The 23,634-nt window shown below is 73.2% G+C and carries 17 protein-coding genes and 2 pseudogenes; 7 read left to right on the top strand and 12 right to left on the bottom strand.

Annotated elements, in window-relative coordinates; all coding sequences use genetic code 11:
• Positions 1-58: 58 nt before the first annotated feature.
• Positions 59-913, bottom strand: a complete 855-nt coding sequence (locus ACWZEH_RS21480; RefSeq protein WP_456192742.1) for a bifunctional methylenetetrahydrofolate dehydrogenase/methenyltetrahydrofolate cyclohydrolase — start codon at positions 911-913, stop codon at positions 59-61.
• Between the two features lie 353 nt (positions 914-1,266).
• Between ACWZEH_RS21480 and ACWZEH_RS21475 the strand changes: the two genes are divergently transcribed.
• Together ACWZEH_RS21475 and ACWZEH_RS21470 are read left to right on the top strand one after the other, a co-directional pair.
• On the top strand, positions 1,267-1,875 hold the full coding sequence (locus ACWZEH_RS21475) for a hypothetical protein (RefSeq protein WP_456192741.1): 609 nt from the start codon (positions 1,267-1,269) through the stop codon (positions 1,873-1,875).
• 153 nt (positions 1,876-2,028) lie between these two features.
• Positions 2,029-2,375: pseudogene (locus tag ACWZEH_RS21470) on the top strand (hypothetical protein); the annotation flags it as partial.
• Between the two features lie 342 nt (positions 2,376-2,717).
• Here the strand turns inward: ACWZEH_RS21470 and purH are convergent.
• Entirely contained in the window at positions 2,718-4,280 is a 1,563-nt protein-coding gene (gene purH, locus ACWZEH_RS21465) for a bifunctional phosphoribosylaminoimidazolecarboxamide formyltransferase/IMP cyclohydrolase (protein ID WP_456192740.1), read from the bottom strand.
• A complete protein-coding gene (gene purN, locus ACWZEH_RS21460; RefSeq protein ID WP_456192739.1) occupies positions 4,277-4,915 on the bottom strand; it encodes a phosphoribosylglycinamide formyltransferase in 639 nt (212 codons plus the stop codon). The genes purH and purN overlap by 4 nt, the downstream gene beginning before the upstream one ends.
• Positions 4,916-5,287: 372 nt before the next feature.
• On the opposite strand from purN, the gene ACWZEH_RS21455 reads away from it, so the two are divergent.
• A complete protein-coding gene (locus ACWZEH_RS21455) occupies positions 5,288-6,112 on the top strand; it encodes an MFS transporter (protein ID WP_456192738.1) in 825 nt (274 codons plus the stop codon).
• A gap of 147 nt (positions 6,113-6,259) precedes the next feature.
• On the opposite strand, the gene ACWZEH_RS21450 is transcribed toward ACWZEH_RS21455, so the two are convergent.
• The gene (locus ACWZEH_RS21450) at positions 6,260-7,873 is read right to left on the bottom strand and encodes a cell division protein PerM (RefSeq protein WP_456192737.1); all 1,614 of its coding nucleotides are present in this window, start codon (positions 7,871-7,873) and stop codon (positions 6,260-6,262) included.
• A 96-nt stretch (positions 7,874-7,969) separates the two neighbouring features.
• Between ACWZEH_RS21450 and ACWZEH_RS21445 the strand changes: the two genes are divergently transcribed.
• Complete coding sequence (locus ACWZEH_RS21445; protein WP_456192736.1) at positions 7,970-9,172, top strand: helix-turn-helix domain-containing protein; 1,203 nt, start codon at positions 7,970-7,972, stop codon at positions 9,170-9,172.
• Between the two features lie 111 nt (positions 9,173-9,283).
• On the opposite strand, the gene sucD is transcribed toward ACWZEH_RS21445, so the two are convergent.
• The 7 genes from sucD to ACWZEH_RS21410 form a co-directional block, all read right to left on the bottom strand.
• Complete coding sequence (gene sucD, locus ACWZEH_RS21440; protein ID WP_456192735.1) at positions 9,284-10,168, bottom strand: succinate--CoA ligase subunit alpha; 885 nt, start codon at positions 10,166-10,168, stop codon at positions 9,284-9,286.
• 21 nt (positions 10,169-10,189) lie between these two features.
• Positions 10,190-11,368 carry an ADP-forming succinate--CoA ligase subunit beta gene (gene sucC, locus ACWZEH_RS21435; RefSeq protein WP_456192734.1) on the bottom strand — a complete coding sequence of 393 codons (1,179 nt, stop codon included), beginning with the start codon at positions 11,366-11,368 and terminating at the stop codon, positions 10,190-10,192.
• A gap of 649 nt (positions 11,369-12,017) precedes the next feature.
• Positions 12,018-12,713, bottom strand: coding sequence for a hypothetical protein (locus ACWZEH_RS21430; protein WP_456192733.1), 696 nt, complete (start codon positions 12,711-12,713; stop codon positions 12,018-12,020).
• A gap of 740 nt (positions 12,714-13,453) precedes the next feature.
• Entirely contained in the window at positions 13,454-14,635 is a 1,182-nt protein-coding gene (locus tag ACWZEH_RS21425; protein ID WP_456192732.1) for a VWA domain-containing protein, read from the bottom strand.
• Positions 14,620-14,796, bottom strand: coding sequence for a hypothetical protein (locus ACWZEH_RS21420; protein WP_456192731.1), 177 nt, complete (start codon positions 14,794-14,796; stop codon positions 14,620-14,622). Before ACWZEH_RS21420 ends, ACWZEH_RS21425 begins: the two co-directional genes overlap by 16 nt.
• On the bottom strand, positions 14,793-17,213 hold the full coding sequence (locus ACWZEH_RS21415; protein WP_456199746.1) for a DUF5682 family protein: 2,421 nt from the start codon (positions 17,211-17,213) through the stop codon (positions 14,793-14,795). The genes ACWZEH_RS21420 and ACWZEH_RS21415 overlap by 4 nt, the downstream gene beginning before the upstream one ends.
• Before the next feature lie 82 nt (positions 17,214-17,295).
• A complete protein-coding gene (locus ACWZEH_RS21410; protein ID WP_456192730.1) occupies positions 17,296-18,441 on the bottom strand; it encodes an ATP-binding protein in 1,146 nt (381 codons plus the stop codon).
• A gap of 132 nt (positions 18,442-18,573) precedes the next feature.
• On the opposite strand from ACWZEH_RS21410, the gene ACWZEH_RS21405 reads away from it, so the two are divergent.
• Positions 18,574-19,932, top strand: coding sequence for an SWIM zinc finger family protein (locus tag ACWZEH_RS21405; RefSeq protein ID WP_456192729.1), 1,359 nt, complete (start codon positions 18,574-18,576; stop codon positions 19,930-19,932).
• Positions 19,933-20,080: 148 nt separating this feature from the next.
• Complete coding sequence (locus ACWZEH_RS21400; RefSeq protein ID WP_456192728.1) at positions 20,081-21,739, top strand: DUF5691 domain-containing protein; 1,659 nt, start codon at positions 20,081-20,083, stop codon at positions 21,737-21,739.
• Positions 21,740-21,885: 146 nt separating this feature from the next.
• On the opposite strand, the gene ACWZEH_RS21395 is transcribed toward ACWZEH_RS21400, so the two are convergent.
• Entirely contained in the window at positions 21,886-22,302 is a 417-nt protein-coding gene (locus tag ACWZEH_RS21395; RefSeq protein ID WP_042165276.1) for a coenzyme B12-dependent isobutyryl CoA mutase small subunit, read from the bottom strand.
• A 458-nt stretch (positions 22,303-22,760) separates the two neighbouring features.
• On the opposite strand from ACWZEH_RS21395, the pseudogene ACWZEH_RS21390 reads away from it, so the two are divergent.
• Positions 22,761-23,623: pseudogene (locus ACWZEH_RS21390) on the top strand (esterase/lipase family protein); the annotation flags it as partial.
• Positions 23,624-23,634 lie beyond the last annotated feature (11 nt).

The raw sequence follows: 23,634 nt of genomic DNA, 5'->3' as shown, positions 1-23,634 counted from the left end.
CCGGCCGAAGTCCGTCCCGGTCTCCCGGGCCCTGGTCCGCGCCTCTCGGGCGCTGCGGTCAGCCGGCACTGCGCTCCGCCGCCTCGACCACGTTGACCAGCAGCTGGGCCCGGGTCATCGGGCCGACACCGCCGGGATTCGGGGAGATCCAGCCGGCCACCTCGGCCACGTCCGGATGCACGTCGCCCACGATCCTGCCCTCGGCGCTACGGGAGACGCCGACGTCGAGGACGGCCGCACCGGGCTTGACGTCCTCCGGGCGGACGAGGTGGGCGGAGCCGGCGGCGGCGACGATGATGTCCGCGCGCTTGAGGTGCGCCGACAGGTCTCGGGTGCCGGTGTGGCACTGGGTCACGGTGGCGTTCTCGCTGCGCCGGGTCAGCAGCAGCGGCATCGGGCGGCCGATGGTCACACCGCGGCCGACGACGACGACCTCGGCACCCTTGATCTCCACGCCGTAGCGGCGCAGCAGGGTGAGGACGCCGTTGGGGGTGCAGGGCAGCGGGGCCGGCTCGTTCAGGACCAGGCGGCCGAGGTTCATCGGGTGGAGGCCGTCGGCGTCCTTGTCCGGGTCCATGAGTTCGAGGATGCGGTTCTCGTCGATGCCCTTGGGCAGCGGCAGCTGGACGATGTACCCGGTGCAGGCCGGGTCCTCGTTCAGGTCGCGGACGACCGCCTCGATCTCCTGCTGCGTGGCCGTTTCGGGCAGCTCCCGCTGGATGGAGGCGATACCGACCTGGGCGCAGTCCCGGTGCTTGCCTGCGACGTACTTCTGGCTGCCGGGGTCGTTCCCGACGAGGATCGTGCCGAGGCCGGGCGTGATGCCCTTCTCCCTCAGCGCCGCCACGCGGGCGGTCAGATCGGACTTGATCGCTGCTGCGGTGGCCTTGCCATCGAGAATCTGGGCGGTCATGGCCCCATCCTCGCGGATGACCGGGCCCGGGTTCCAATCCGCCCGTATTCCGGCCGCATCGCGCGGGGGTCGTACCCGGGTACGACCCCGGCGACCGCGAGGTTCGCGATCCCACACACCGGCTCCGGTCCACTCCCCCACCGGTCATGTTCCACCTGTATCCGGCCAAGATCGGCAATGTTGCACTTGCACAACACAATCCGCCTGCGGCTGGACAATCGACAGATCCGTCGAGAACGATGAACGGACAGTGCCGCGGGCAGTACCGGGGGGACGGACCGCATCTGTAGACCTTCCTCCGAACCGCGCCCCGCGTGTCCCGCACCTGAAGCGACAACGGAGGAAGAACCGCCATGAGCTTCGGCGACCCGAACAACCCCTACGGGCAGCCGCCCCAGCAGCACGGCGGGCCCGGATACGGCTACCCGCAGCAGCAGCCTTCCGGCCAGCCCGGCTACGGCTACCCCTCGCCGCCGCAGTTCCCGCAGTCCTACGGACAGCCGGGGCCGGGCCCCGCGGCGGTCATGCCGGGCAGCGTGAAGGCCGCACGCATGATGCTGTTCGTGCTCGGCGGGCTCCAGGTCCTCGGCGGTGTGCTGATGATGGTGGCCAGCGCCTGGTTCGCGGATTACCTCGAGGAGGAACTCTCCTCCGACCCGAGCATCTCGTCGGACGACGTGAACACCGTCGGCGACGTCGGCGCGGGCATCATGGTCGTGCTCGGTGTGATCGTCCTCGGGTTCGCGTTCTGGGCGATTTTCACCGCCGTGAAAATGGCCACGGGCCGCGGCGGGGTGCGTGTCTCCGCGATCGTCTACGCCTCGGTGGTCACGCTGTTCAGTGTGATCAGCCTGCTCATGGCCAACGTCTTCGCGCTGATCAGCCTGATCCTCGGCATCCTGATCATCGTGTTCTGCGCCAACCGGAACGGCAGCTACTGGTTCAACCGGCCCCGGTACTGAGCCTGTTCCACCCCTGGCCCGTTCCACCGCCGCGCCGGATCCGCCGCTGTGCCGGTTTCGTCCGGCGCCGCTTCCGGCCAATCACGCACCAGGGCCGTGTCCCACCCGTACGGAGGGAGACACGGCCCTGGTGCGTCGCCCTGACCCGACGGAGTGACCGTCAGGCATGGGGGACGCGCCTTCTACAGCATCATCGTCGTACCTCCGCCGACTTCGGGGGACGCAGGACACCACAGCACACGGCTCCGGCTCGCCCCGGGCGGAAGCCTCGCCCTCGGCCGGGCCGCGCACGTCGGGGCCCGGCCGGAGCGGCTGGACGCGCCGGTGCCGTTCGGGTTCCCGCGGACCGTCCTCCCCCGGCCGGCGACCCGCTGCCGCCGGAGGTGCGGGCACCGCGCCACGACCACCTGCGCTGCGCACCGCACGCCTCACTGCCCGCCGTCGACCATGTCGTGGAGCGGCTGCGGCCCGACTGGCCGGCCGCCTCGCGTGTGCCGGTGCACCGGGAGGACGGCCCGACGGTCCTGGCGGCGGCGCCCTGCCGCCGGACGGCCCGATGACCGAGCCGTACGCCGTCACGGTGCCCAAGGGCTACCGGGTCGGCGTGTGGGAGGTGCGCGAGCCGATCGCCACGGGCGCCTTCGGCAGCGTCCCCCGAACCACCGCACGTACGCCGACCGCGTCGCCCACCACCTCGGGGAATACACGCCTTTGGCCGGGAGGCGGCCCTGGGACATCCGAGGTCGCGTCCCTCTGCCCGTCCGCCTCCTCTGCCCGTCCGCTCGCGCGGGCAGAGGAGGCGGGAACCCCGGCGGGCAGTCGGCGTCGCTGTCGCTCCACCGTCAGTGGAAGAAGTGGCGCGTCCCCGTGAAGTACATCGTCACGCCGGCCTTGTCCGCGGCCTCGACGACCTGCTCGTCGCGGACCGAACCACCTGGCTGGACCACGGCCTTGACCCCGGCCCCGGTGAGGATCTCCAGGCCGTCCGGGAAGGGGAAGAAGGCGTCGGACGCGGCGAAGGAACCGGCCGCGCGCTCGGCTCCCGCCCGCTCCACCGCGAGCTTCGCGGAGTCGACCCGGTTGACCTGGCCCATGCCGACGCCGACCGAGGCACCGTCCTTGGCGAGCAGGATGGCGTTGGACTTCACGGCCCGACACGCCCGCCAGGCGAAGGCCAGCTCGGCGAGCTCCGCCTCGGACAGCGCCTCACCGCTCGCGAGGGTCCAGTTCGCGGGGTCGTCGCCCTCGGCCTGGAGGCGGTCGGTGACCTGGAGGAGGGCACCGCCGTCGATCGGCTTGACCTCGACCGGGGCTGCGGGGGCCTCGGGAGCGCGCAGCACGCGGATGTTCTTCTTCTTGGTGAGGGCCTCGAGGGCGCCCTCCTCGTAGTCCGGCGCGACGACGACCTCGGTGAAGATCTCGGCGACCTGCTCGGCCATCTCCTTGGAGACCGGGCGGTTGACCGCGATCACACCGCCGAACGCGGACAGCGGGTCGCAGGCGTGCGCCTTGCGGTGCGCCTCGGCGACGTCCGCACCGGTCGCGATGCCGCACGGGTTGGCGTGCTTGATGATCGCGACGCACGGCTCGCTGTGGTCGTAGGCGGCACGGCGGGCGGCGTCCGTGTCCGTGTAGTTGTTGTACGACATCTCCTTGCCGTGCAGCTGCTCGGCCTCCGCGAGGCCGCCCGTGCCGGAGATGTAGAGGGCGGCGGGCTGGTGCGGGTTCTCGCCGTAGCGGAGGGTGTGCGCGCGGTCGTACGTGGCGCCGAGGAAGTCCGGGAACTGCGACTCGTCGACCGGGGCGTACTCGGAGGCGAACCAGGAGGCGACCGCCACGTCGTACGCGGCGGTGTGCCGGAAGGCCTCGGCGGCGAGCCGCTTGCGGGTGGTGAGGTCGAAGCCGCCGTCCTTCACCGCCGACAGGACGTCGGCGTAGCGGGCGGGGCTGGTCACCACGGCGACCGAGGGGTGGTTCTTCGCCGCGGCGCGCACCATCGACGGGCCGCCGATGTCGATCTGCTCCACGCACTCGTCGGGCGTCGCGCCCGAGGCGACGGTCTCGCGGAACGGGTAGAGGTTGACCACGACCAGGTCGAACGGCTCCACGCCCAGCTCGCCGAGCTGCTGCCGGTGGCTGTCGAGGCGCAGGTCGGCGAGGATGCCGGCGTGGACCTTCGGGTGCAGGGTCTTGACGCGGCCGTCCAGGCACTCGGGGAAGCCGGTGAGTTCCTCGACCTTGGTGACCGGCACGCCGGCGGCGGAGATGCGGCCGGCCGTGGACCCGGTGGAGACGAGCTCCACACCGGCCTCGTGCAGGCCGCGCGCGAGGTCCTCGAGGCCGGTCTTGTCGTAGACGCTGACGAGCGCCCGTCGGATGGCCCGCTTGTTGCTCTCGGCGGTCACTGGATAACTACCTTTCGTCCCTCAATGCGATAGCCGTTGCGGGCGAGCCGCCCCACGACCTCGACGAGCAGCCTTCGCTCGACTTCCTTGATGCGCTCGTGCAGCGCGCTCTCGTCGTCCTCGTCCCGGACCTCCACCACGCCCTGCGCGATGATCGGCCCGGTGTCGACGCCGTCGTCGACGAAGTGGACGGTGCAGCCGGTGACCCTGGCGCCGTACGCGAGCGCGTCCCGCACGCCGTGGGCTCCGGGGAAACTGGGCAGCAGGGCAGGATGGGTGTTGACGAACCGCCCGCCGAAGCGCGCGAGGAACTCCTTGCCCACGATCTTCATGAACCCGGCGGAGACCACGAGGTCGGGCTCGTGGGCGGCGACGGCCTCGGCGAGCGCCGCGTCCCACTCCTGACGGGTGGCGTAGTCCCCGACCCGGCACACGAAGGTCGGCAGCCCGGCGCGCTCGGCGCGGGCGAGCCCCTCGATGCCCGGGCGGTCGGCGCCGACGGCCACGATCCCGGCTCCGTACGCCTCGGCGCCGGTGGCGGCGATCTCGTCGAGAAGCGCCTGAAGGTTGGTGCCGGATCCGGAGACCAGCACGACGAGACGCCTGACGCGCTCGGCCACGGGCTTGGCGGCCACGGTGAGGCCCTTTCTCGGGAGCACTGGTGCGGTCGGGGACCAGCACTTTGTACATTCATACGAATGCTTCGCGTCCTCGGATACGGGGAAGTCTACGAAGCGGCCGACCGCCAGCAACGATACCGGCACATGAGGCGGCCCCCACGGGACGGGGGCGTGGCCGGAAGGTAGCGTCTGGGAAGAGCCGGTCCGCAACGTCCGGGAACGACCGGTCACCCGGGAACGCCACCCGCGCACCAAGCGTTCACAGGACGAGGCTCCCGGGCCGGAGAGCGGACGGGCACGCGCCGGCTGGGCCGCACACGTTCCAGCTCGCCCGGTGCAGCCGTAGCAGTTGTTGATTGACTTGATTAAGGGGAAGACGCTCACTTGATGCCGGACCGCAGCCTGCGATTCCTCACGTTCCCCCAGCCGTCGGCGCAGGGAGGGGAGCGTGGCGCCGTGCTGCTGCGGGAGCGCCCCGCCTCGCCGCCCGAGACGCCCGAGCCACCCCGGGGTGAGGGCGGCGACGGCGACGGGCGCCGTCGCTCCGAGGAGGACAATCCGTTCGCTCCGCCACCGGAGGGGACTCCCGACCGGCCCTGGCAGCCCCGCCGCCCGTCCGGCGACGAGGGCGGTGACAGTGGCGGCGAGGGGGACGGCGGCCGCTCCCTCTGGGGCGGGCGGTGGAGCGATCGGCAGCCCGGCCGTTCCTCCGGCGGCTTCGGTGATCGCCCGCGCGGCCCGGAGGGGCAGGGCGGTGGCGGGGCCGGCGGCCCCCAGAGCCCCGGCCCGCGCTGGGACCCTACGGATCCGGCCCAGCGCCGGGCGCGCTACGCCCTGCTGTCCGGAATGTGGGCCTTCTTCTTCGCCCTGTTCGGCTGGCCGTACGTCGCGCTGCTACTGGGCGCGCTCGCCGTGCACTGGGCCGTCAGCGCCCTGCGGGCCAAGCCCCGCGCGGCGTCCGACCCCGACTCGCCGGCGCCGCCCGCGCAGACGGGCCGGCCCCAGAAGGGCCGTCCGCAGACCACGGCGGCGGTGAGCGGGCTGGTCACGGCCTCCCTGGCGCTCATCCTGGTCGCCGTCAGTTTCACGGCACAGATGGTCTACCAGGACTACTACACGTGCACGAACGACGCCCTCACCCAGCAGTCCAAGGAGTCCTGCGACGACCTCCTGCCGGACGAGCTCCAGAACCTGCTCGGGACGGCTGAGTGAGAGCCGGCTGACAGCCGGTCGGCCGGGAGCCGACCGGCAGCGTGCCCCGGCTCCCCGGCTCCCCGCTTTCCGAAGCCGCCCCCAGCCCTACGGGCTGGGGGCGGCTTCGGGGTTTCGGGAGCGGTGGGAAGGCTCCCGCCGGAAAGGTCACGGCTGAGGGCACCCCGGCCGGGGGCGGGGTCCGTCGGGAGGAGGTCGTAGGGGGTCGGTGGCGTCCCGGCTCCGTCGGCCGTCCGCCGTCGCGCCGGCGCCGCCCTCCGGCACCCCCCGGCGCGGGCTGCCGATCCTCGAATTCCATGTCCTCGCGGCCGCCCGCACCCATGCCCTCGCAGCCGCCCGCAACCCTGCCCACGCCTCCTCGTCCGCGCTCTTCGGCGCCTGCTCCGCCCGCTCGCTTTGGGGCGTGCGGCACCGCCAGGCCCGTACCGGCAGGGCCGTCGCCGTGGCCACCAGCCCGATCCACACCAGCGTCGCGGCCCCCGTCTGCCACCACACCGGCCCGAACCGGGAGAACGCGGCGACGCCCATCGGCCCGCCCGCCATCGCGGCGAACAGTGCCAGCAGGGCCGCGCACAGTACCGCCGCGACTCCGGCGACACCGGCCGTCCGGCCCCGCGACCAGAGCGCGTACGGTTCCCGCCCCGGCCGCCCGCCTCCGGGCTCCGCCGGGTGCCCGGCCGTCGTGGCCCCCTGCGCGACGTACCACCCCGCCGCCACCCCGGCCGCCAACGGCACGGCCACGGCCGCCCAGTTCGCCGGCGTCCCGGCTCCCGCGTCCGGCACCGCCGCAAGGAGCGGGAACGCGGGCAGCGACGGAGGCGGCGTGGCGGAGAGCGGAGTCACGGCATGGCCGGCGCCGAGGAGGAACCCGGGCCCCAGGGCGTACGCCGTCGCCCACACCGCGGCGTTCGGCAGCAGGGCCACGCCGAGCAGCAGCAGCGCGAGCCACCCCGACCACCCCTGCGTCAGCCGCAGGAAGGCCTCCTGGGTCTCGCCGCCGTGCCACAGCAGTGACACCGTCAGCAGCAACGCCCCGCCACCGACGAGCACCGCCGTCCCGGCCGCCGCCGCCCGCGCGGCGACTCCTAGGCGTCCGTCCGGGCCGAGGAGCAGATGCCGTACGCCCCGCGGCAGCAGCGCCCCCACCGTCCGTTCCAGTGGCCCGCGGGGGCAGCCGTACGCCCGCCACACCCCCACGCCCGCCGCCACCGCCGCGACCAGCGGCACGCACACGCCCGCCGACGCCCACGCCGGCCGCAGCGCACCGCCCGCGGCGTAGAGCGCCGCGGGCGTGCCGACGGCCAGGTAGCCGAGGACGACGCCCGCCCAGGCCGTCGGACCGTGGACGAGCGGGGCGTCACCCAGGGCGTCCGATGTTTCCGACGCGTCCGACGCACCCCCGTCGGTGGCGTCGCGGGCCGCCCGGTGCAGCAGCCACACCGGGAGCGCGAGCAGCAGCAACGGCGGGACACCGAGCGGAGCCGGCGTACCCGAGAGCGTGTCGGTGCGGACCAGTTCGGCACCGTGCGCCAGCAGCCACAGCGCCGCCGCGACACTCAGCGCGCCGTCGGGTCCGCTGTCCGGGTACGGCGAGCTGATCCACAGCAGCATCACGAGCATGGCGAACGCCGCGAGCCCGAGCCCGGCCGCGAGGGCGCCGCCGAGGAGGGAGGGGCCCAGTCCGGGCGAGCGGTCGCGCATCCGGGTGAGCAGGAGGGACGGCCTCGTTCGGCGGGTGGTCGTCTGGATCACACCCGCCATGCTCCCAACGACACGCGCTTTCCCCGCGTAACAGGCGAAGGGCCGCCGTGTCGCTCAATATACGTTTATGTACTTTTTCGCACGAAGGGGCGTCCTGTGACGCGGAGCCCTGTCATCCCCCTCCCCCCGCCCGAGGAACGCCGACGTCTGCGCGAGTCCCGCTCGTTGACACAGGCTCAGCTCGCCCGGCGGGTCGGCGTCAGCCGCCAGACGGTGCGTGCGTGGGAGTCCGGCCGCACCGCACCGCGCGGCCGGAAGGGGGAGGCGTACGCGAAGCTGCTGACCACCGCCACCACCGCCACCCCGGCGAATCCCGGACCCACCGAACCCCTCACATCCTCCGGGCCCCTCACCCCGACCGAGCCGACGAAGTCGGCCGGTTCGGCCGACTCCCCCGAGATCCCCAGGAGTCCGGCCGAGCCTTCCACGCGTTCGGCCGCCGGGCGGACCAGCCGGGGACAGCCCTCCTGCTCCGTCCTGGAGGAGGCCGTCGGTCCCGCCGCCCTGACGCCCGCTCAGGCCTTCGACGCGCTGTACGCCTTCTGCGCCCCGGCGCTCGTACGACAGGCCTATCTGCTGTCCGGCCGTCGCGATCTGGCTCGTGAATCGGTCGAGCGGGCCTTCCAACTCGCCTGGGAGCGCTGGCCCGAGGTGGCCCGCGACCGTGACCCGGCCGGCTGGGTGCGCGCGGCGGCGTACGAGTGGGCGCTCGCCCCGTGGCACCGGTTCCGGCCCCGCCACCGGCACCCGGAGCCACCGCCCTCGCAGCCCTTCGACCGCGCGCTGCTGGACGTCCTGCTGCACCTTCCGCCGCCGCACCGCCGTGCGCTCGTGCTCTACGACGGTGTCGGCCTCGACCTGCCGGAGACCGCGGCGGAGACGGAGGCGAGCACGCCCGCGACCGCGAGCCGCCTGCTGCACGCACACGCGACCCTCGCGGCCCGGCTGCCTGAACTGTCGGATCCGCTCGTGCTGCACCGACGGCTGGCCGAACTGGCCGCCACCGAACACCTCCGGTCCGCCAAACCGCCGGAGGTACGCGACGGCAGCGAGCGCAGAGCCCGCTTCCGGACCCGGGCCGCCATCGCCTTCACCGTGGCCCTGATCGGCGCCACCGCACTCACCCTGTGCACGGCTCCCACACGGTACGACCCGCCGGTGCCGCCCGGCGAGACGGTCCAGGGGGTACCGCCGCGGGTGGCGCCGGGCCCCCTCTCGGGCAAGGAGCGGGAGCTGCGCACCAAGCTCCGCGAGGAACTGCTGCACGGCCCGGAGCGGCTGGCACCGCAGTCGCGCTGACGGACCCGGCCGCGGTCCCGGTACGGCTTCCGATCCCGGTCCCGCGTCCGAAAACGACGATGGGCCCGTTCCCCTGGAGGGGGAACGGGCCCATCCGTGTTCTGCGGCTGATCAGCCCGCGAGGATCTCGCGCGCCAGCTTGGCCGTCTCGGTCGGCGTCTTGCCGACCTTGACGCCCGCGGCCTCGAGGGCCTCCTTCTTGGCCTGGGCGGTACCGGACGAACCGGAGACGATGGCGCCGGCGTGGCCCATGGTCTTGCCCTCGGGCGCGGTGAAGCCCGCGACGTAGCCGACGACCGGCTTCTTCACGTTCTCCTTGATGTACGCCGCGGCCCGCTCCTCGGCGTCGCCGCCGATCTCACCGATCATCACGATCAGGTCGGTGTCGGGGTCGGCCTCGAACGCGGCCAGCGCGTCGATGTGGGTCGTGCCGATGACCGGGTCGCCACCGATGCCGACGGCCGACGAGAAGCCGATGTCCCGCAGCTCGTACATCATCTGGTACGTCAGCGTGCCGGACTTCGAGACCAGGCCGATGCGGCCCGGCTTGGTGATGTCACCCGGGATGATGCCGGCGTTCGACTGGCCCGGGGTGATCAGACCGGGGCAGTTCGGGCCGATGATCCGGGTCTTGTTGCCCTGCGACACGGCGTACGCGTAGAACGCGGCCGAGTCGTGGACCGCGATGCCCTCGGTGATGACGACCGCGAGCGGGATCCCGGCGTCGATGGCCTCGACGACGGCGGCCTTCGCGAACGCCGGCGGTACGAAGAGGACGGATACGTTCGCACCCGTCTTCTCCATCGCCTCGGCGACCGTGCCGAAGACCGGGATGTCGTTGCCCTCGATGTCGACGGAGGTGCCCGCCTTGCGCGGGTTCACACCGCCGACGATGTTCGTGCCGTCGGCCAGCATGAGCTTGGTGTGCTTCATGCCCGTGGCACCGGTCATGCCCTGGACGATGACCTTGGAGTCCTTGTTGAGGAAGATAGCCATGGCTGTTCTGTCCCTCGTCCCTTACTTCGCAGCCGCGAGCTCGGCGGCCTTGTCGGCCGCGCCGTCCATGGTGTCCACGCGCTGCACGAGCGGGTGGTTGGCGTCCGAGAGGATCCTGCGACCCAGTTCGGCGTTGTTGCCGTCCAGGCGCACGACCAGCGGCTTGGTGACTTCCTCACCCTTGTCCGCGAGCAGTTGCAGCGCCTGCACGATGCCGTTGGCGACCTCGTCGCAGGCGGTGATGCCACCGAAGACGTTGACGAACACGGACTTGACGTCCGGGTCGCCGAGGATGATCTCCAGGCCGTTGGCCATGACGGCGGCGGAGGCGCCACCGCCGATGTCGAGGAAGTTGGCGGGCTTCACGCCGCCGTGCGCCTCACCGGCGTAGGCGACGACGTCCAAGGTGCTCATCACGAGCCCCGCGCCGTTGCCGATGATGCCGACCTCGCCGTCGAGCTTGACGTAGTTGAGGTTCTTCTCCTTGGCGGCGGCCTCCAGCGGGTTGGCCGCGGCCTTGTCGTGGAACGCCTCGAAGTCGGGGTGACGGAACTCGGCGTTGTCGTCGAGGCTCACCTTGCCGTCGAGGGCGAGGACGTCACCGGAGGCGACCTTGGCCAGCGGGTTGACCTCGACGAGGAGCGCGTCCTCGGCGATGAACGTCTTCCACAGCGTGACGAGGACGTCGGCGACCTTGCCGGCCACCTCGGCCGGGAACTTCGCGGCCTCGACGATCTCGCGCGCCTTCTCGGGGGTCACGCCCTCGTTGGGGTCGATCGGGGTCTTGGCGACGGCCTCCGGACGGGTGGCCGCCACCTCCTCGATGTCCACGCCGCCCTCGACGGACGCGATGGAGAGGAAGGTGCGGTTGGCACGGTCGAGGAGGAAGGAGACGTAGTACTCCTCGACGATCTCCGGAGCGGTCTCGGCGATCATCACCTTGTGGACCGTGTGGCCCTTGATGTCCATGCCGAGGATGTCCGTCGCGCGGGCGACGGCCTCGTCCGGGGTTGCTGCCAGCTTCACGCCACCGGCCTTGCCGCGGCCACCGACCTTCACCTGCGCCTTGACGACGGACTTGCCGCCGAGACGCTCGGTGATCTCGCGCGCCGCCTCAGGCGTGTCGATGACTTCACCGGCCAGCACCGGTACATCGTGCTTGGCGAAGAGGTCCCTCGCCTGGTACTCGAACAGGTCCACGCGCTTCCGTCCCTATCAGTGATCTCGCGGTTCGTTGGATGCGTGGGCGTGCCGCGAAGGGCAACGTGACGACGTCCGCTGTGTCACAAGGGGAGCGCACACGGTGTCCGAGCGCGCGGCATGTCCATCTCGCAGGCTATCGCCGGTTGCGAGGCCTCCCGAAATCGTGGGGTCACACCTGAGCGGTGATACCTGTCACATGATGTCTGATTCGGTGACACAGAGTGCCACGAGTGAGTGGCCTCACCGGGCTGGGGTTGGCCCGGTGAGGCCCGCCGTGCACCCGGCGGGGCGGGAACGTTCCCGCTCTTCGGGGTGCGGGGTGGCCGGCTCCCACCCCAATGGGGCAGGCCACCTCATCCACGGGTTTACGGCCGGACGGGCCGATGGCGTTCGGCCCGTCCATGTCCGGATGCCCCGTGAAGCCTTTATTACTCGCGAGTCAGGTTAGTCGTGTGATCCACGTGGCGTACGCGGCGTACGGACGACTCGGGGGGCGGCTGGAAGGTCCAGGGCTCGGGTGTCCGTACCCGGAGGGGGCGGGGGGGGGAGGCCCTGCGGACGGGGCCACGGTCCCGGGCACGGCCCCGGACGGGCATGGCCGTGCCCGGCCCGTCCGGGGAGCGCGTCCCGCCCGTCGCGGGCGGGCCTATGCGGGGGAGACGGGGACGTCCCGGTGCCGGTCCCGCGTGTCGGCCGCTTCGGCCTGCGCGGCGGCGCCGGGGGCGAGCAGGGGGCGAAGGCGGGGGCTCACGGTGACGGCCGGGGTGTCACCGTGACGCGGGGTGCCGTGGCCGGCGGCGGTGCGGTGGCCCGTCGTGCCGTCCGGGCTTTCGCCGGGAGCGTGAGGAGCGGGGGCCGCCGGCTCGGTGTGCGGCACGGTCCTCGTGTCCCCGCGGCCGTCGGCTCCGTCGTGCGGCCAGGTGCCGTACGCCTCTGCGCCGATCCCGGCGCCTCCGTGGTGCGGGCCGTACGGGGCGGCCTCCGCCGCTCCGGGCCGGCCTGCGGCCGGTGACGCGGAGGTTTCCGGCTTCGGCTTCGGCTTCGGCTTCGGCTGAGGAGCGGGCGCCGCCTGTCGAGAGGCCCCGGCGCCCATCGGCGGGCCGAACGTGAGCGGCGCCGGCAGGGTGACCGGCAGCAGGTCCCACAGCCCCGGGAATCCCGGCGACACCGGGAGATCAGGGAGTGGCGGGAGATCGGGGAGTGGCGCGGGCTGCGGCACACCGGGCCACGAGAGACCGGGCAGGGCCGGCAGAGCCGGCGGGGGCGCCGCCGGGAGCGCCTTCCCGGGCGCCTCGGCCAGACCCGCGACGAGCCCGCCCAGCCGGTCAACGGCCGGGGTCACGACCCGCTCACCCACCGCCCGGACCACGCCCTTGCCCTTGCCTGGAGGACGCCCCGCCTCCGGAGGGATGCCCTCGGGGAGGGCATCCCTCCGGATGGGGCTTCGCGGGACGGACCGGCTCGGGACGAGGGTCGAGAGCGGTATCGGAACCGGGCGTGCCGCTCTGCTCGTCCGAATCCGTCGGCCGCCCGCCCGGCGCCGTGCCCGGACCGTCGGACCGCCCGGTCGCAGCACTCGCCCCCGCCCGGACACCGTCCACCACCGACACCACGGCCCCGGCAACGGAGGAAGGAGAGGAAGGAGAGGACGAAGGGGCAGAAAAGGCAGGAGAGGGGGCAACGGAGGAAAGCCGGGGCGGCACCGAGGGCGTCCTCACCGGCTCATCGTCCGCCGCCCGTGCGCGCTCTCCGCACAGCACCCCGAGGACGAACACCGCACCCACCAGAAGCACCAGGTGCAGCGCACACCTGCCGGTCACCGTGCGCGTCGCGCGCAGAGCGGCACCGGGCAGGACTGCGGACCGGGTCAAGGAAGGAACGTTCCTCGGAGACGGCGATACAAGCGGCACAAGGAGAACGCCGACGCCTCAGGCGCCGAGCGGCGTCGATCCTCGCACGCCACTCCCGAGGCCGCGCAAGCCCCGATGGACCGACGGACCGTCATATCCGCTTTTGCCGATCCGGGCCGGACGACGACAGATCGACAAATCGTCACCACCCTCCCTCTCTTCTCGTCCCTCCTCACCCCGGGTCCGGTACCGGCAGCGGACGTTTCTCGATCGCTGCGGCCATCACCTCCGGAAACAGGTCGGGTGTGCAGGCGAACGCCGGCGCGCCCAGCGCGGCGAGGGCGGCCGCGTGCTCCCGGTCGTAGGCGGGCGCCCCCTCGTCGGACAGCGCCAGCAGCGTCACGAACTGCACCCCGGACGCCTTCATCGCCGCGACCCGCTTGAGCATCTCCTCGCGGATGCCCCCTTCGTAGAGGTCGCTGATGAGTACGACCACCGTCTCCGCGGGCCGGGTGATCTGCGACTGGCAGTACGCCAGCGCCCGGTTGATGTCCGTACCGCCGCCGAGCTGGGTCCCGAAGATCACGTCGACGGGGTCGTCGAGCTGGTCCGTGAGGTCGACGACCGCCGTGTCGAACACGACCAGCCGCGTGTCGATCGACCGCATGGACGCGAGGACCGCTCCGAACACCGACGCGTAGACGACGGACGCCGCCATCGACCCGGACTGGTCGATGCAGAGGACGACCTCCTTCCTCACCGTCCGCTCGGCGCGCCCGTAGCCGATGAGCCGCTCGGGCACGACCGTCCGGTACTCGGGGAGGTAGTGCTTGAGGTTGGCCGCGATGGTGCGGTTCCAGTCGATGTCGTGGTGGCGGGGCCGGCTGACGCGGGCGCTCCGGTCCAGGGCCCCGGTGAGGGCGGCCCGGGTGCGGGTGGCGAGCCGCTTCTCCAGCGCGTCGACAACCTTGCGGACGACGGCCCGTGCCGTCTCCTTCGTCGTCTCCGGCATCGCCTTGTTGAGCGACATCAGAGTGCCCACGAGGTGGACGTCGGCCTCTACCGCCTCCAGCATCTCCGGTTCCAGGAGGAGGGTGGCGAGCCCCAGCCGGTCGATGGCGTCGCGCTGCATGATCCGGACGACGGAGGACGGGAAGTAGGTCCGGATGTCCCCGAGCCAGCGCGCCACCGACGGCGCGGACGCCCCCAGCCCCGCCGAACGCTCCTGCCCCGACCGCTCCTTGCCTCCCTTCTGCGGCCCGTCCCCCCTGCCGTAGAGCGCGGTGAGCGCTCCGTCGATGGCGGCGTCCTGCCCGGACAGGCCGCACCCGGTGCCGTCCGCCGCGCCCCCGCCCAGTACCAGCCGCCACCGCCGCAGCCGCTCCCGCTCCGTGTCCGTCACCGCAGCCGGCATGTGTCCCCCCTCTTGCTGTGGTCCTCCGTGCCGTGGCCCTTCACCCCGTCGTCCTTCGCCCCGTCGTCCTTCGGTCCGGGGTGTTCGTCCTGCACCCGTGTGTCCTGGGCTCGCGCGTCCCGCGGCTGTACGCCTTGCTGCCGTACCCGTACGCCGGTCATCGCGCCGCACCCACCAGGCCGGCACGCGCGGCCCCTCCGTCCTCGCCGCCCCGGGCGGCGGCCTGGTCCTCGTCGAGGCCGAGCAGCAGCCGCACCACGGGCAGGACCGCGTCCGCGCGAGCGGTGTCGAGGCCGGCCGCGAACCCGGGTGCTCCAAAACCGGTGGTCGCCGGGCCGCGCGGCGTCCCCGGTCCGCGCCGGACCAGCTCGCCCAGCGTGCGCCGGACCCCGGACTCGTACGCCGAGAACGTCCGCCGCAGCAGCGGCAGTACGTCCGTGAACGCCTCCGCCGGCACGCCCGTCAGCCACGCGTCGAGCAGTCCGCGGAGCCGCTCGTCGTGGACGAGGAGCAGGCCGCCGCCCGAGCCGCCGCCGACGAAGCCCTCGATCCACGCCGCCGCGTCCGCCGGCGCCGTACCCGGCGACGACAGCACCAGCCCCATCTGCCGGGCCGCCTCGTCGTGCGCCAGTTCCCCGTCGTCCAGCAGCAGGCGGACGGACCGTCCCCGGATCACCCCGGACACGGTGTCCCGCGTCGCCAGCGTGCGCAGCACCGACGCCCAGCGGACACGCAGGTCGCCGTGGCCCGGCGCGGGTGCGTCGCCGAGGAGGCCGACCGCGCCGTGCACGGCGTCGAGGTGACCGCGCATCTCGTCGGCGGCGTCCGCGTCCAGGCCGGCACACGCCGGTGGCAGGCCCACCAGGATCCGCTCCGCCAGCCCGGCGGCGACCTCCGCGAGCACCCCGGAGCCGGTACCGCGCACATCGCCGTAGCGCAGCGAGCGGACCAGGGCCGGCAGGGCCTGGGCGAGATGACCGACGTCCGCGTCGAGGGCCGCGCGGTCGGCGAGTATCCGCATCACCGTCGGCAGCGCGTCGGGCAGCTCTGCCAGGAGGCAGCGCTCGGCGAGCCCGGTGACGTCGGCGAGGCCCTGTGCGGCGACGGCGTCCGCCTCTGCCCTGGCGGTCGCGGCGGCGCGGACGGTCGTCCCCCATATCCCGGCCTCCGCGACCCGCACGGACAGCTCCGGTTCCCAGCGCAGCCGCCAGGTCTCCCGGAAGGTGCCCGTACTCCCGTACGAGGCCGCCGGCTCGCCCCAGTTCACGGCGAGCAGACGCAGCCGGTGCAGCAGTCTGCTGCGCTCCCCGTCGGTCTCCTTGCGCAGGTCGAGTTCCAGCTCGCGCTCCGTCGGCTCGGGTTTCAGCCGCAGCCTGCGCTGGGTCCGCGTGAGGTCCCGCTGGAGGGGCACCGCGGGCGCCGCCGCCGGCACCTCCCCCAGCACGTCCCCGACGATCAGCCGGTCGTGCACCAGCGCCAGCGGCACGTCCGAGCCCTCGCACATCACCGCCCGGACCGCGTCGGTCGCCTCGCCCAGTCCGGGCAGGGGCCGGCCGCGCATCGCGGCGAGCGTGTCCGCCAGCCGCACCGCCTCGATGACGTGGGCGGGGGACACAATCCGGTCCTCGGCACGCAGCAGCCCCGCCACCTTCGTCATCCACCGCTCGACGGGCCGGTCCACCGCGCCGAACAGGTGCCCGTACCAGCCGGGCGAGGTGATGCCCGCGCCGTATCCGCTGAAGCGGGAGAGCCTGCGGTTCGTCCACGGCACCCAGGTCATGTCCGCCTTGACCTTCGGCAGCCCCTTCAGCAGGGCCCGGTCGGCGGCGACAGTGGTCCTCCGCCTCAACGCGGGCACGTGCCAGGCGCCGCAGACGACGGCCGGGTCGCCCCCGAACTCGCGCTGCGCCGCCCGGATCTGGAGGCGCATGTACGCCTCACGGACGAGATCGCGGTCGTGTCCGCCGCTTCCGTACTCCTCCCGGAGCGCCGTCATGGCCTCCTCCAGGGCGGTGAACGGTGCGAGTGCCTCGCCCTTCTCCCCTGTGCCCCGGTGCTCGACGACGTCCTCCCACCAGCGCTCGGCGTCGTCGTACCCGGCTGCCTCGGCCAGCACTCCGAGCGGATCGATCCGCGCATCGGCGCCCGCGTCGGCACCGGTCGCCCGCTTCCCGTCCACCGTTTCGCGGTCCTCAGGACCGCAGTCCGCCTCCTCGGCCCTCCTCCAGGCCAGGCCGTGGGTGGCCGGCAGGTCGATGAAGCGGGCGGGGACGCCGTGTTCGAGCGCCCAGCGGATCGCGACCCACTCCGGGGAGAACTCGGCGAGCGGCCAGAACGCCGAGCGGCCGGGCTCGTCCACGGCATGGGCGAGCAGAGCGACCGGCGGACGCATGTCCTCGTCCGCGGCGAGCGGAATCAGCTCGTTCGCCTCGGGTGGGCCCTCGACGAGGACGGCCTCCGGCCGGGTCTCCTCCAGCGCGGCCCGCACCGCCCGCGCCGACCCCGGACCGTGGTGCCGCACTCCGAGCAGCAGCGGTCCCGTTCCCCGGCCGCCACCGGGCCGGTCCACGTCGCTCATGTCTCCCATGCCGTCCCCGCCCCCCTCGATGCCTCGCCGGGCGGGCACGCCGGCTCCCGAGGCGCCGCGCTCCCCCTGCCGTTCACGCGCCGGCCTCCCGGCAGGCCCGGTAGAGGTCCGTCCAGCCGTCACGCTCGCGGACGACGGTCTCCAGGTACTCCTGCCAGATGACGCGGTCCGCAGCCGGGTCGCGGACGACCGCGCCGTGGATGCCCGCCGCGACGTCCCCGGCCCGCAGCACGCCGTCGCCGAAGTGGGCCGCCAGCGCCAGACCGTTGGTGACGACGGAGATCGCCTCCGCGGTCGACAGCGTGCCACTGGGCGATTTCAGTTTCGTCCGGCCGTCGGTGGTGACCCCGTCGCGCAACTCGCGGAAGACGGTGACGACCCGGCGGATCTCGGCGATGCCGTCGGGTGCGGCCGGCAGGTCGAGGGAGCGGCCGATCTGGTCCACGCGGCGCGAGACGATGTCGACCTCCGCCTCGGGGGTCTGAGGCAGCGGCAGCACCACGGTGTTGAAACGGCGGCGCAGGGCGCTGGACAGGTCGTTGACCCCACGGTCGCGGTCGTTGGCGGTGGCGATCAGGTTGAAGCCGCGGACCGCCTGCACCTCCTGGCCCAGTTCGGGAATCGGCAGTGTCTTCTCCGACAGGATCGTGATGAGCGTGTCCTGGACATCGGCCGGGACACGGGTCAGTTCCTCGACGCGAACCGTCATCCCCTCCGCCATCGCCCGCATGACGGGGCTGGGTACGAGGGCGTCGCGGCTGGGTCCGTGGGCGAGCAGCCGGGCGTAGTTCCAGCCGTAGCGGATGGCCTCCTCCGGAGTGCCGGCGGTGCCCTGGACCAGCAGGGTGGAGTCGCCGCTGACCGCGGCGGCGAGGTGCTCGGACACCCAGGTCTTCGCGGTGCCGGGCACACCGAGGAGGAGCAGCGCGCGATCGGTGGCCAGGGTGGTGACGGCGACCTCGACGATGCGGCGCGGGCCCACGTACTTCGGTGTGATCACGGTGCCGTCCGCCAGCGTGCCGCCGAGCAGGTAGGTCGCGACGGCCCACGGGGACAGCTTCCACCGGGCGGGGCACGGACGGTCGTCCTGCGCGGCCAGCGCGGCGAGTTCGGCGGCGAAGGCGTCCTCGGCGTGCGCCCGCAGGACCTCGGCCGCGGGCAGGGGCTCGGAGCCGTTCTGCCGCGGGTCGACGGATGTCGGTTCTACGGAGACAGTCATGGCGCAGTCCCCCTCCAGCTCGGCCGGTTCGGATCTGGTGACCACCGTGCACCACACCACTGACAATCGCTTCGACCTGGGCGAACGCCATCTCCGGAGTGATTGTCAGTGGTGGGGCCTACCTTCGATGGCATGACTCAGCAGGGGGTGCGCTGGAGTGCGGACCAGGTGCTGGCCCTGGCACCCGACACCGCGTCGCGCAAGGCGGGAAGCAGGCTCGGCGCGGCCGGGCCGTGGTCCGGGGCCGGCAGTTCGGGCGAGGGGGCGGTGTGGGGGCTGTGCGAGGGCAGCGGCAGCAAGCCGTATCAGACGGTGGTCGACCTCGCGGACGTCTCCGGGCCCGCGTACGAGTGCAGTTGCCCGAGTCGTAAGTTCCCGTGCAAGCACGCGCTCGGTCTGCTGCTGCTCTGGGCGGGCGACGAAAGGGCCGTGCCGCGGGCGGAGGTGCCGGAGTGGGCCGGTGGGTGGATCGAGGGCAGACGCGAACGCGCTGAACAGAAGAGGACCGCGGCCCCTCCGTCGGGTCCCTCGTCCCGGCCCGCCGATCCGGAGGCGGCCCGGCGCAGGGCGGAGCGGCGCGCCGAGCGGGTCACAGCGGGCGCGTCGGAGCTGGAGCAGCGGCTGGCGGACCTGCTCCGCGGCGGACTGGCCACGGCGGAGCAGTCCGGGTACGGCCTGTGGGAGGAGACGGCGGCCCGGATGGTCGACGCGCAGGCGCAGGGACTGGCCGCCAGGGTGCGCGAGTTGGGGGCGATCCCGGGCACGGGTCCGGGCTGGCCGGTGCGGCTGCTGGAGGAGTGCGCGCTGCTCCACCTCCTCGATCAGGGCTGGCTGCGCCGCGAGCGGCTGCCGGAGGGCCTGGCCGCGACGGTCCGCTCCCGCGTCGGCCTGCCTGCCTCGGCGGACGGTCCGCCGGTGCGCGACCGCTGGCTGGTGCTCGCCCAGTACGACACGGCGGACGCGCGCCTGACGACCCGCCGGATCTGGCTGTACGGCACCCGGTCGGGGCGTACGTCGCTGCTCCTCTCCTACGGCGCAGCGGGGCGTGCCCCCGAACCGGCGCTGCCGGTGGGGCTGGCACTGGACGCGGAGCTGTCCGCCTATCCGGGCGCGGGGCAGGTCCGGGCGGCGCTGGGCGAGCGGTTCGCGCCGCCCGCCCCCACGGCCGAGCGGCCTCCCGGGACGACGACTCCCCTGGCCGCCGCCCGGTACGGCGACGCGCTGCGCGACGATCCCTGGCTGGATTCGGTGCCGGTGACCCTGGACCGGGTGATACCGGTTCCGGACGGCGACTCCTGGCAGCTCGCCGACGCCGACGCGGACGCGGCCCTGCCGCTCACGCCGGCCGCGTGTTCCCGCCCCGGCCTGTGGCGTCTCGTCGCCCTCTCGGGCGGCGCGCCGGTCAAGGTCTTCGGTGAGTGCGGCCACCGGGGATTCACTCCGCTGTCGGCCTGGCCGGCGGGGCCGGGCGAGGTGGTCCCCCTGTGCTGACCGACCCACCGTTCCGCCCCCGCCACCCTCTGCGCTCCCCGGGCATCGCGGTATACGCGATATACGCGGTATACGCGGTATACGCGGTATACGCGGTATACGCGAGGCTTTCCGAGCCGCTGCCGGACGTCCGACGGAAAGGAATGTGATGAGCAGGATCTCCACCGCCGCGACCCCGTCCGGCGGATCGGGCCCGCCGGCCTCGTCTCTCCCCGACGACTGGGAGGAGCTCGTCACCACCGCCCTGCTGGGCACCGACCGGCGCACTCCGGCGGGCTCCGCGTCCGGTGCGGACGCCCCGGTGGCCCTGCTGGACGCGGCGGCCGTGGCGACCGTACGGCGTCGGGCCGGGCTACGTCCCGCCGGGGCGGCCGAGCGTCCCCGGCCGGCGCCCGAGGACCTGCGTCCCGAGCTGCCGCCCGCCGCCGTCCGCCGGCTGACGATGCTGCTCACCGACCGCTCCGGCTCGTCCGGCAGCGGCCGCCGGGGCGCCGCACCGGATCTGATGGAGCTGCTGCCCCAGTGGCTCGCGGCGGCGAACGCCCATGGTTTCGCGGCTCCTCCGCCGGCGCTGCCCGCGCTGCTCGACGCCGCGCGGGGGCGTACGGATCTGCGGCCGGCGGCCCTGCGGTTCGCGGGCCCGCGAGGCCTGTGGCTGGCCCGCCTCAACCCGGACTGGCGGTTCGCCCTGCGCTCGGCGCCGGGTGGGGGCACGTCGCTGCCGGGGCCCGGGGACACGGAGAGAGTCCTGCGGCTCTGGCAGGAGGGTCTCTTCACGGAGCGGGTCGCGCTGCTCTCCTCCCTGCGTTCCCGTGAGCCCGCCGCCGCACGCGAATTGCTCGCGACGACCTGGGCCACGGAGCGGGCCGAGGACCGGCTGATGTTCCTCGACTCGCTGCGCACCCGCCTCGGCCCGGACGACGAGCCGTTCCTGGAGCAGTCGCTCGCCGACCGCAGCCGCAATGTACGGGCGACGGCCGCCGAACTGCTGTCGGCACTGCCCGGCTCGGCCCTCGCGCAGCGCATGGCGGTCCGGGCCGGGGCGTGCGTGGCCGTCGACCACACCCGGGATGCGTCCATGCTCACCGTCGAGGCGCCGCACGAGTGCGACGCGGGCATGGAGCGGGACGGTGTGGTGGCCAAGGCTCCCGCGGGCCGGGGTGAACGGTCCTGGTGGCTGGGGCAGTTGGTGGAGGCGACACCGCTGGGCACATGGTCGCGCCGACTCGGCGGGCGTACGCCGCTGCAGATCGTGGCCCTCCCGGTCGGGGACGGCTGGCGGAGCGAGCTGCACGCGGCCTGGTGCCGCGCGGCGGTGCGTCAGCGGGACGCCGAGTGGGCGCAGGCCCTGCTCGGCGAGCCCTCCGCCGCGGAGGCGGGCGGCCCGGGGGCGGTGTCCCTGGCCGAGCGTGCCAAGCTGCTCGGCACGCTCGATGCCGCCGAACGGGCCGGGTGGGTGGCGGGGTTCATCGGGACGCACGGGTTGCCGGACGCGTTCCAGCTGCTCGGTGTGTGCGCGGTGCCGTGGGCGCCGCCGCTCGGCCGGGCCGTGGTGGACGCACTCGACATCGCGCGCGACGCGGGGAGTTACCCATGGAGTTTCAGCGGCGTCATGGGCCTGGCCGAGCGCTGCCTCGATCCCCTGGAGGCGAGCCGCCTCGATGCGTTCCTGGCCGTACCGGACGAGCCGGAGCACGCCTCACCAGGTGCCGGTGGCTACTGGTCGGAGGCGTTCCAACGGCTGGTCACGACGCTGCGCCTGCGCGCCGCGATGCTGGCGGAACTGGACCCGGCCGCCCGGCCCTGACACCTGCCCAGTCCCGACACGCTCCCGCATCCGCGGCAACCGGCCGCCCCGCAGGACCGCACGCCGAAGCCGCCCGGCACGACCCGGCCGGCCCGGTGCGGCACCGCACCGTACGGGCGGGGCGAGCGGCCGCGTCCGAGGTGGTCTCACGCCTCCGCGGGTTGCCGTACGGTCGCGCGGACCCAGTCCACGATCGACGCGGTCGTCGCCCCCGGGGTGAAGATCGCCGCGACGCCCTTCTCCTTCAGGGGTGCGATGTCCGCCTCGGGGATGATCCCGCCGCCGAAGACCAGGATGTCCGCCGCGTCCCGCTCCTTGAGCAGGTCGATCACCGCCGCGAAGAGCGTGTTGTGCGCACCGGAGAGGATGGACAGGCCGATCGCGTCGGCGTCCTCCTGGATCGCGGTGTCGACGACCTGCTCGGGGGTCTGGTGAAGCCCGGTATAGATGACCTCCATACCGGCGTCACGCAGGGCCCGCGCGATCACCTTGGCCCCGCGATCGTGGCCGTCGAGCCCCGGCTTGGCCACCACCACGCGGATCGGACCGGCTGCCACACCCATCACTGCCTCCATGAAGCGACTACATCCATCCGTACCGATACATACCGCATACATCAGTCGTTCCCGTACCCGTCGCGGGTACCGCGCACTCCGCCGCCCACTGCACCGACTGCGCCACCGCGGTACGGAGACCCCGCCCGGACCGACCGGGGAAGTGAACGAACGTTATCGCCAGCATCCCGCAACCGGCAGTTTCGCGGTGGGGACCGAGGGGGAAATCACACAGAGGGACACGTTCACCGCGCACCGTTCCGGCGCCTCGGGATCCGAACACCGCGCCCATGCATCACACGGGCATCAGTGGGAACATGCGCATAAGGGATTCACGACGAGGCCGCCGTACACCACGGCCGCACCAAGCGCCTGCCGCGCGTGGCGTCGACCGCATTCGTCGCGACGCCCCATGAGGGCACACGGGGGACAGAGCTGTCCTTCCGCGTGCCGACAGGAGGTCGGCCATGAAGGTCACGGAGGCAGCGCTTCCCTTTCTGCCGCTCTGCCGGCGCATCACGCCGGGCAGGCCGGCGGTTCCCTCCACGGCCCTGCTGAAAGCCACCGCCCTGGAGCTCGCCATCCTCGCGGGCCACGTCCTCCTCTATCCCGCGGGCATGGCGCAGGAGCGCCGGGAGGCGACCCTCGAGCCCTCCGCACCGGACGGCACCGCGAAGCTGCCGACGGAGGCCCGGCCCCCGGTCGTGCTGCTGCACGGCTTCATCGACAACCGCTCGGTCTTCCTGCTGCTGCGCCGCAGCCTCGCCCAGCACGGCAGACAGCGGATCGAGTCACTCAACTACTCTCCGCTGACCTGCGACATCCGCGTCGCGGCCGAACTGCTGGGCCGGCACATAGAAGAAGTGTGCGAGCGCACCGGCAGCAGCCGGGTCGACGTCGTCGGACACAGCCTCGGAGGCCTGATCGGGCGGTACTACGTACAGTGCCTGGGAGGTGACAGCCGGGTGCGGACCCTGGTCACGCTCGGCACCCCGCATTCGGGCACCCGCGTCGCCCGGCTGGCCAACGCGCATCCGATCGTGCGCCAGATGCGCCCCGGTTCACCGGTGCTCGAGGAGCTGACCAGCCCCGCACCCGGCTGCCGTACGCACTTCGTCGCCTTCTGGAGCGACCTCGACCACATCATGGACCCGCTGGAAGCGGCCCGCATCGAGCACCAGGACCTTCTCGCGCAGAACGTACGGGTGAGCGGCGTCGGCCACCTCGCCCTGCCCGTGCACCCTGCCGTGGCCGGCGGCATACGGCAGGCACTGGACACGTCGCATCCGGGAGAACCGTCCACGGCCGCACGGACGGCCTGACGGCGGCCCGGCCCCCTGC

This window comes from Streptomyces yamdrokensis (assembly GCF_053890455.1).
The sequence above is the reverse complement of the archived record's forward strand: the minus strand, read 5'-3'. Positions and strand labels throughout refer to the sequence as shown.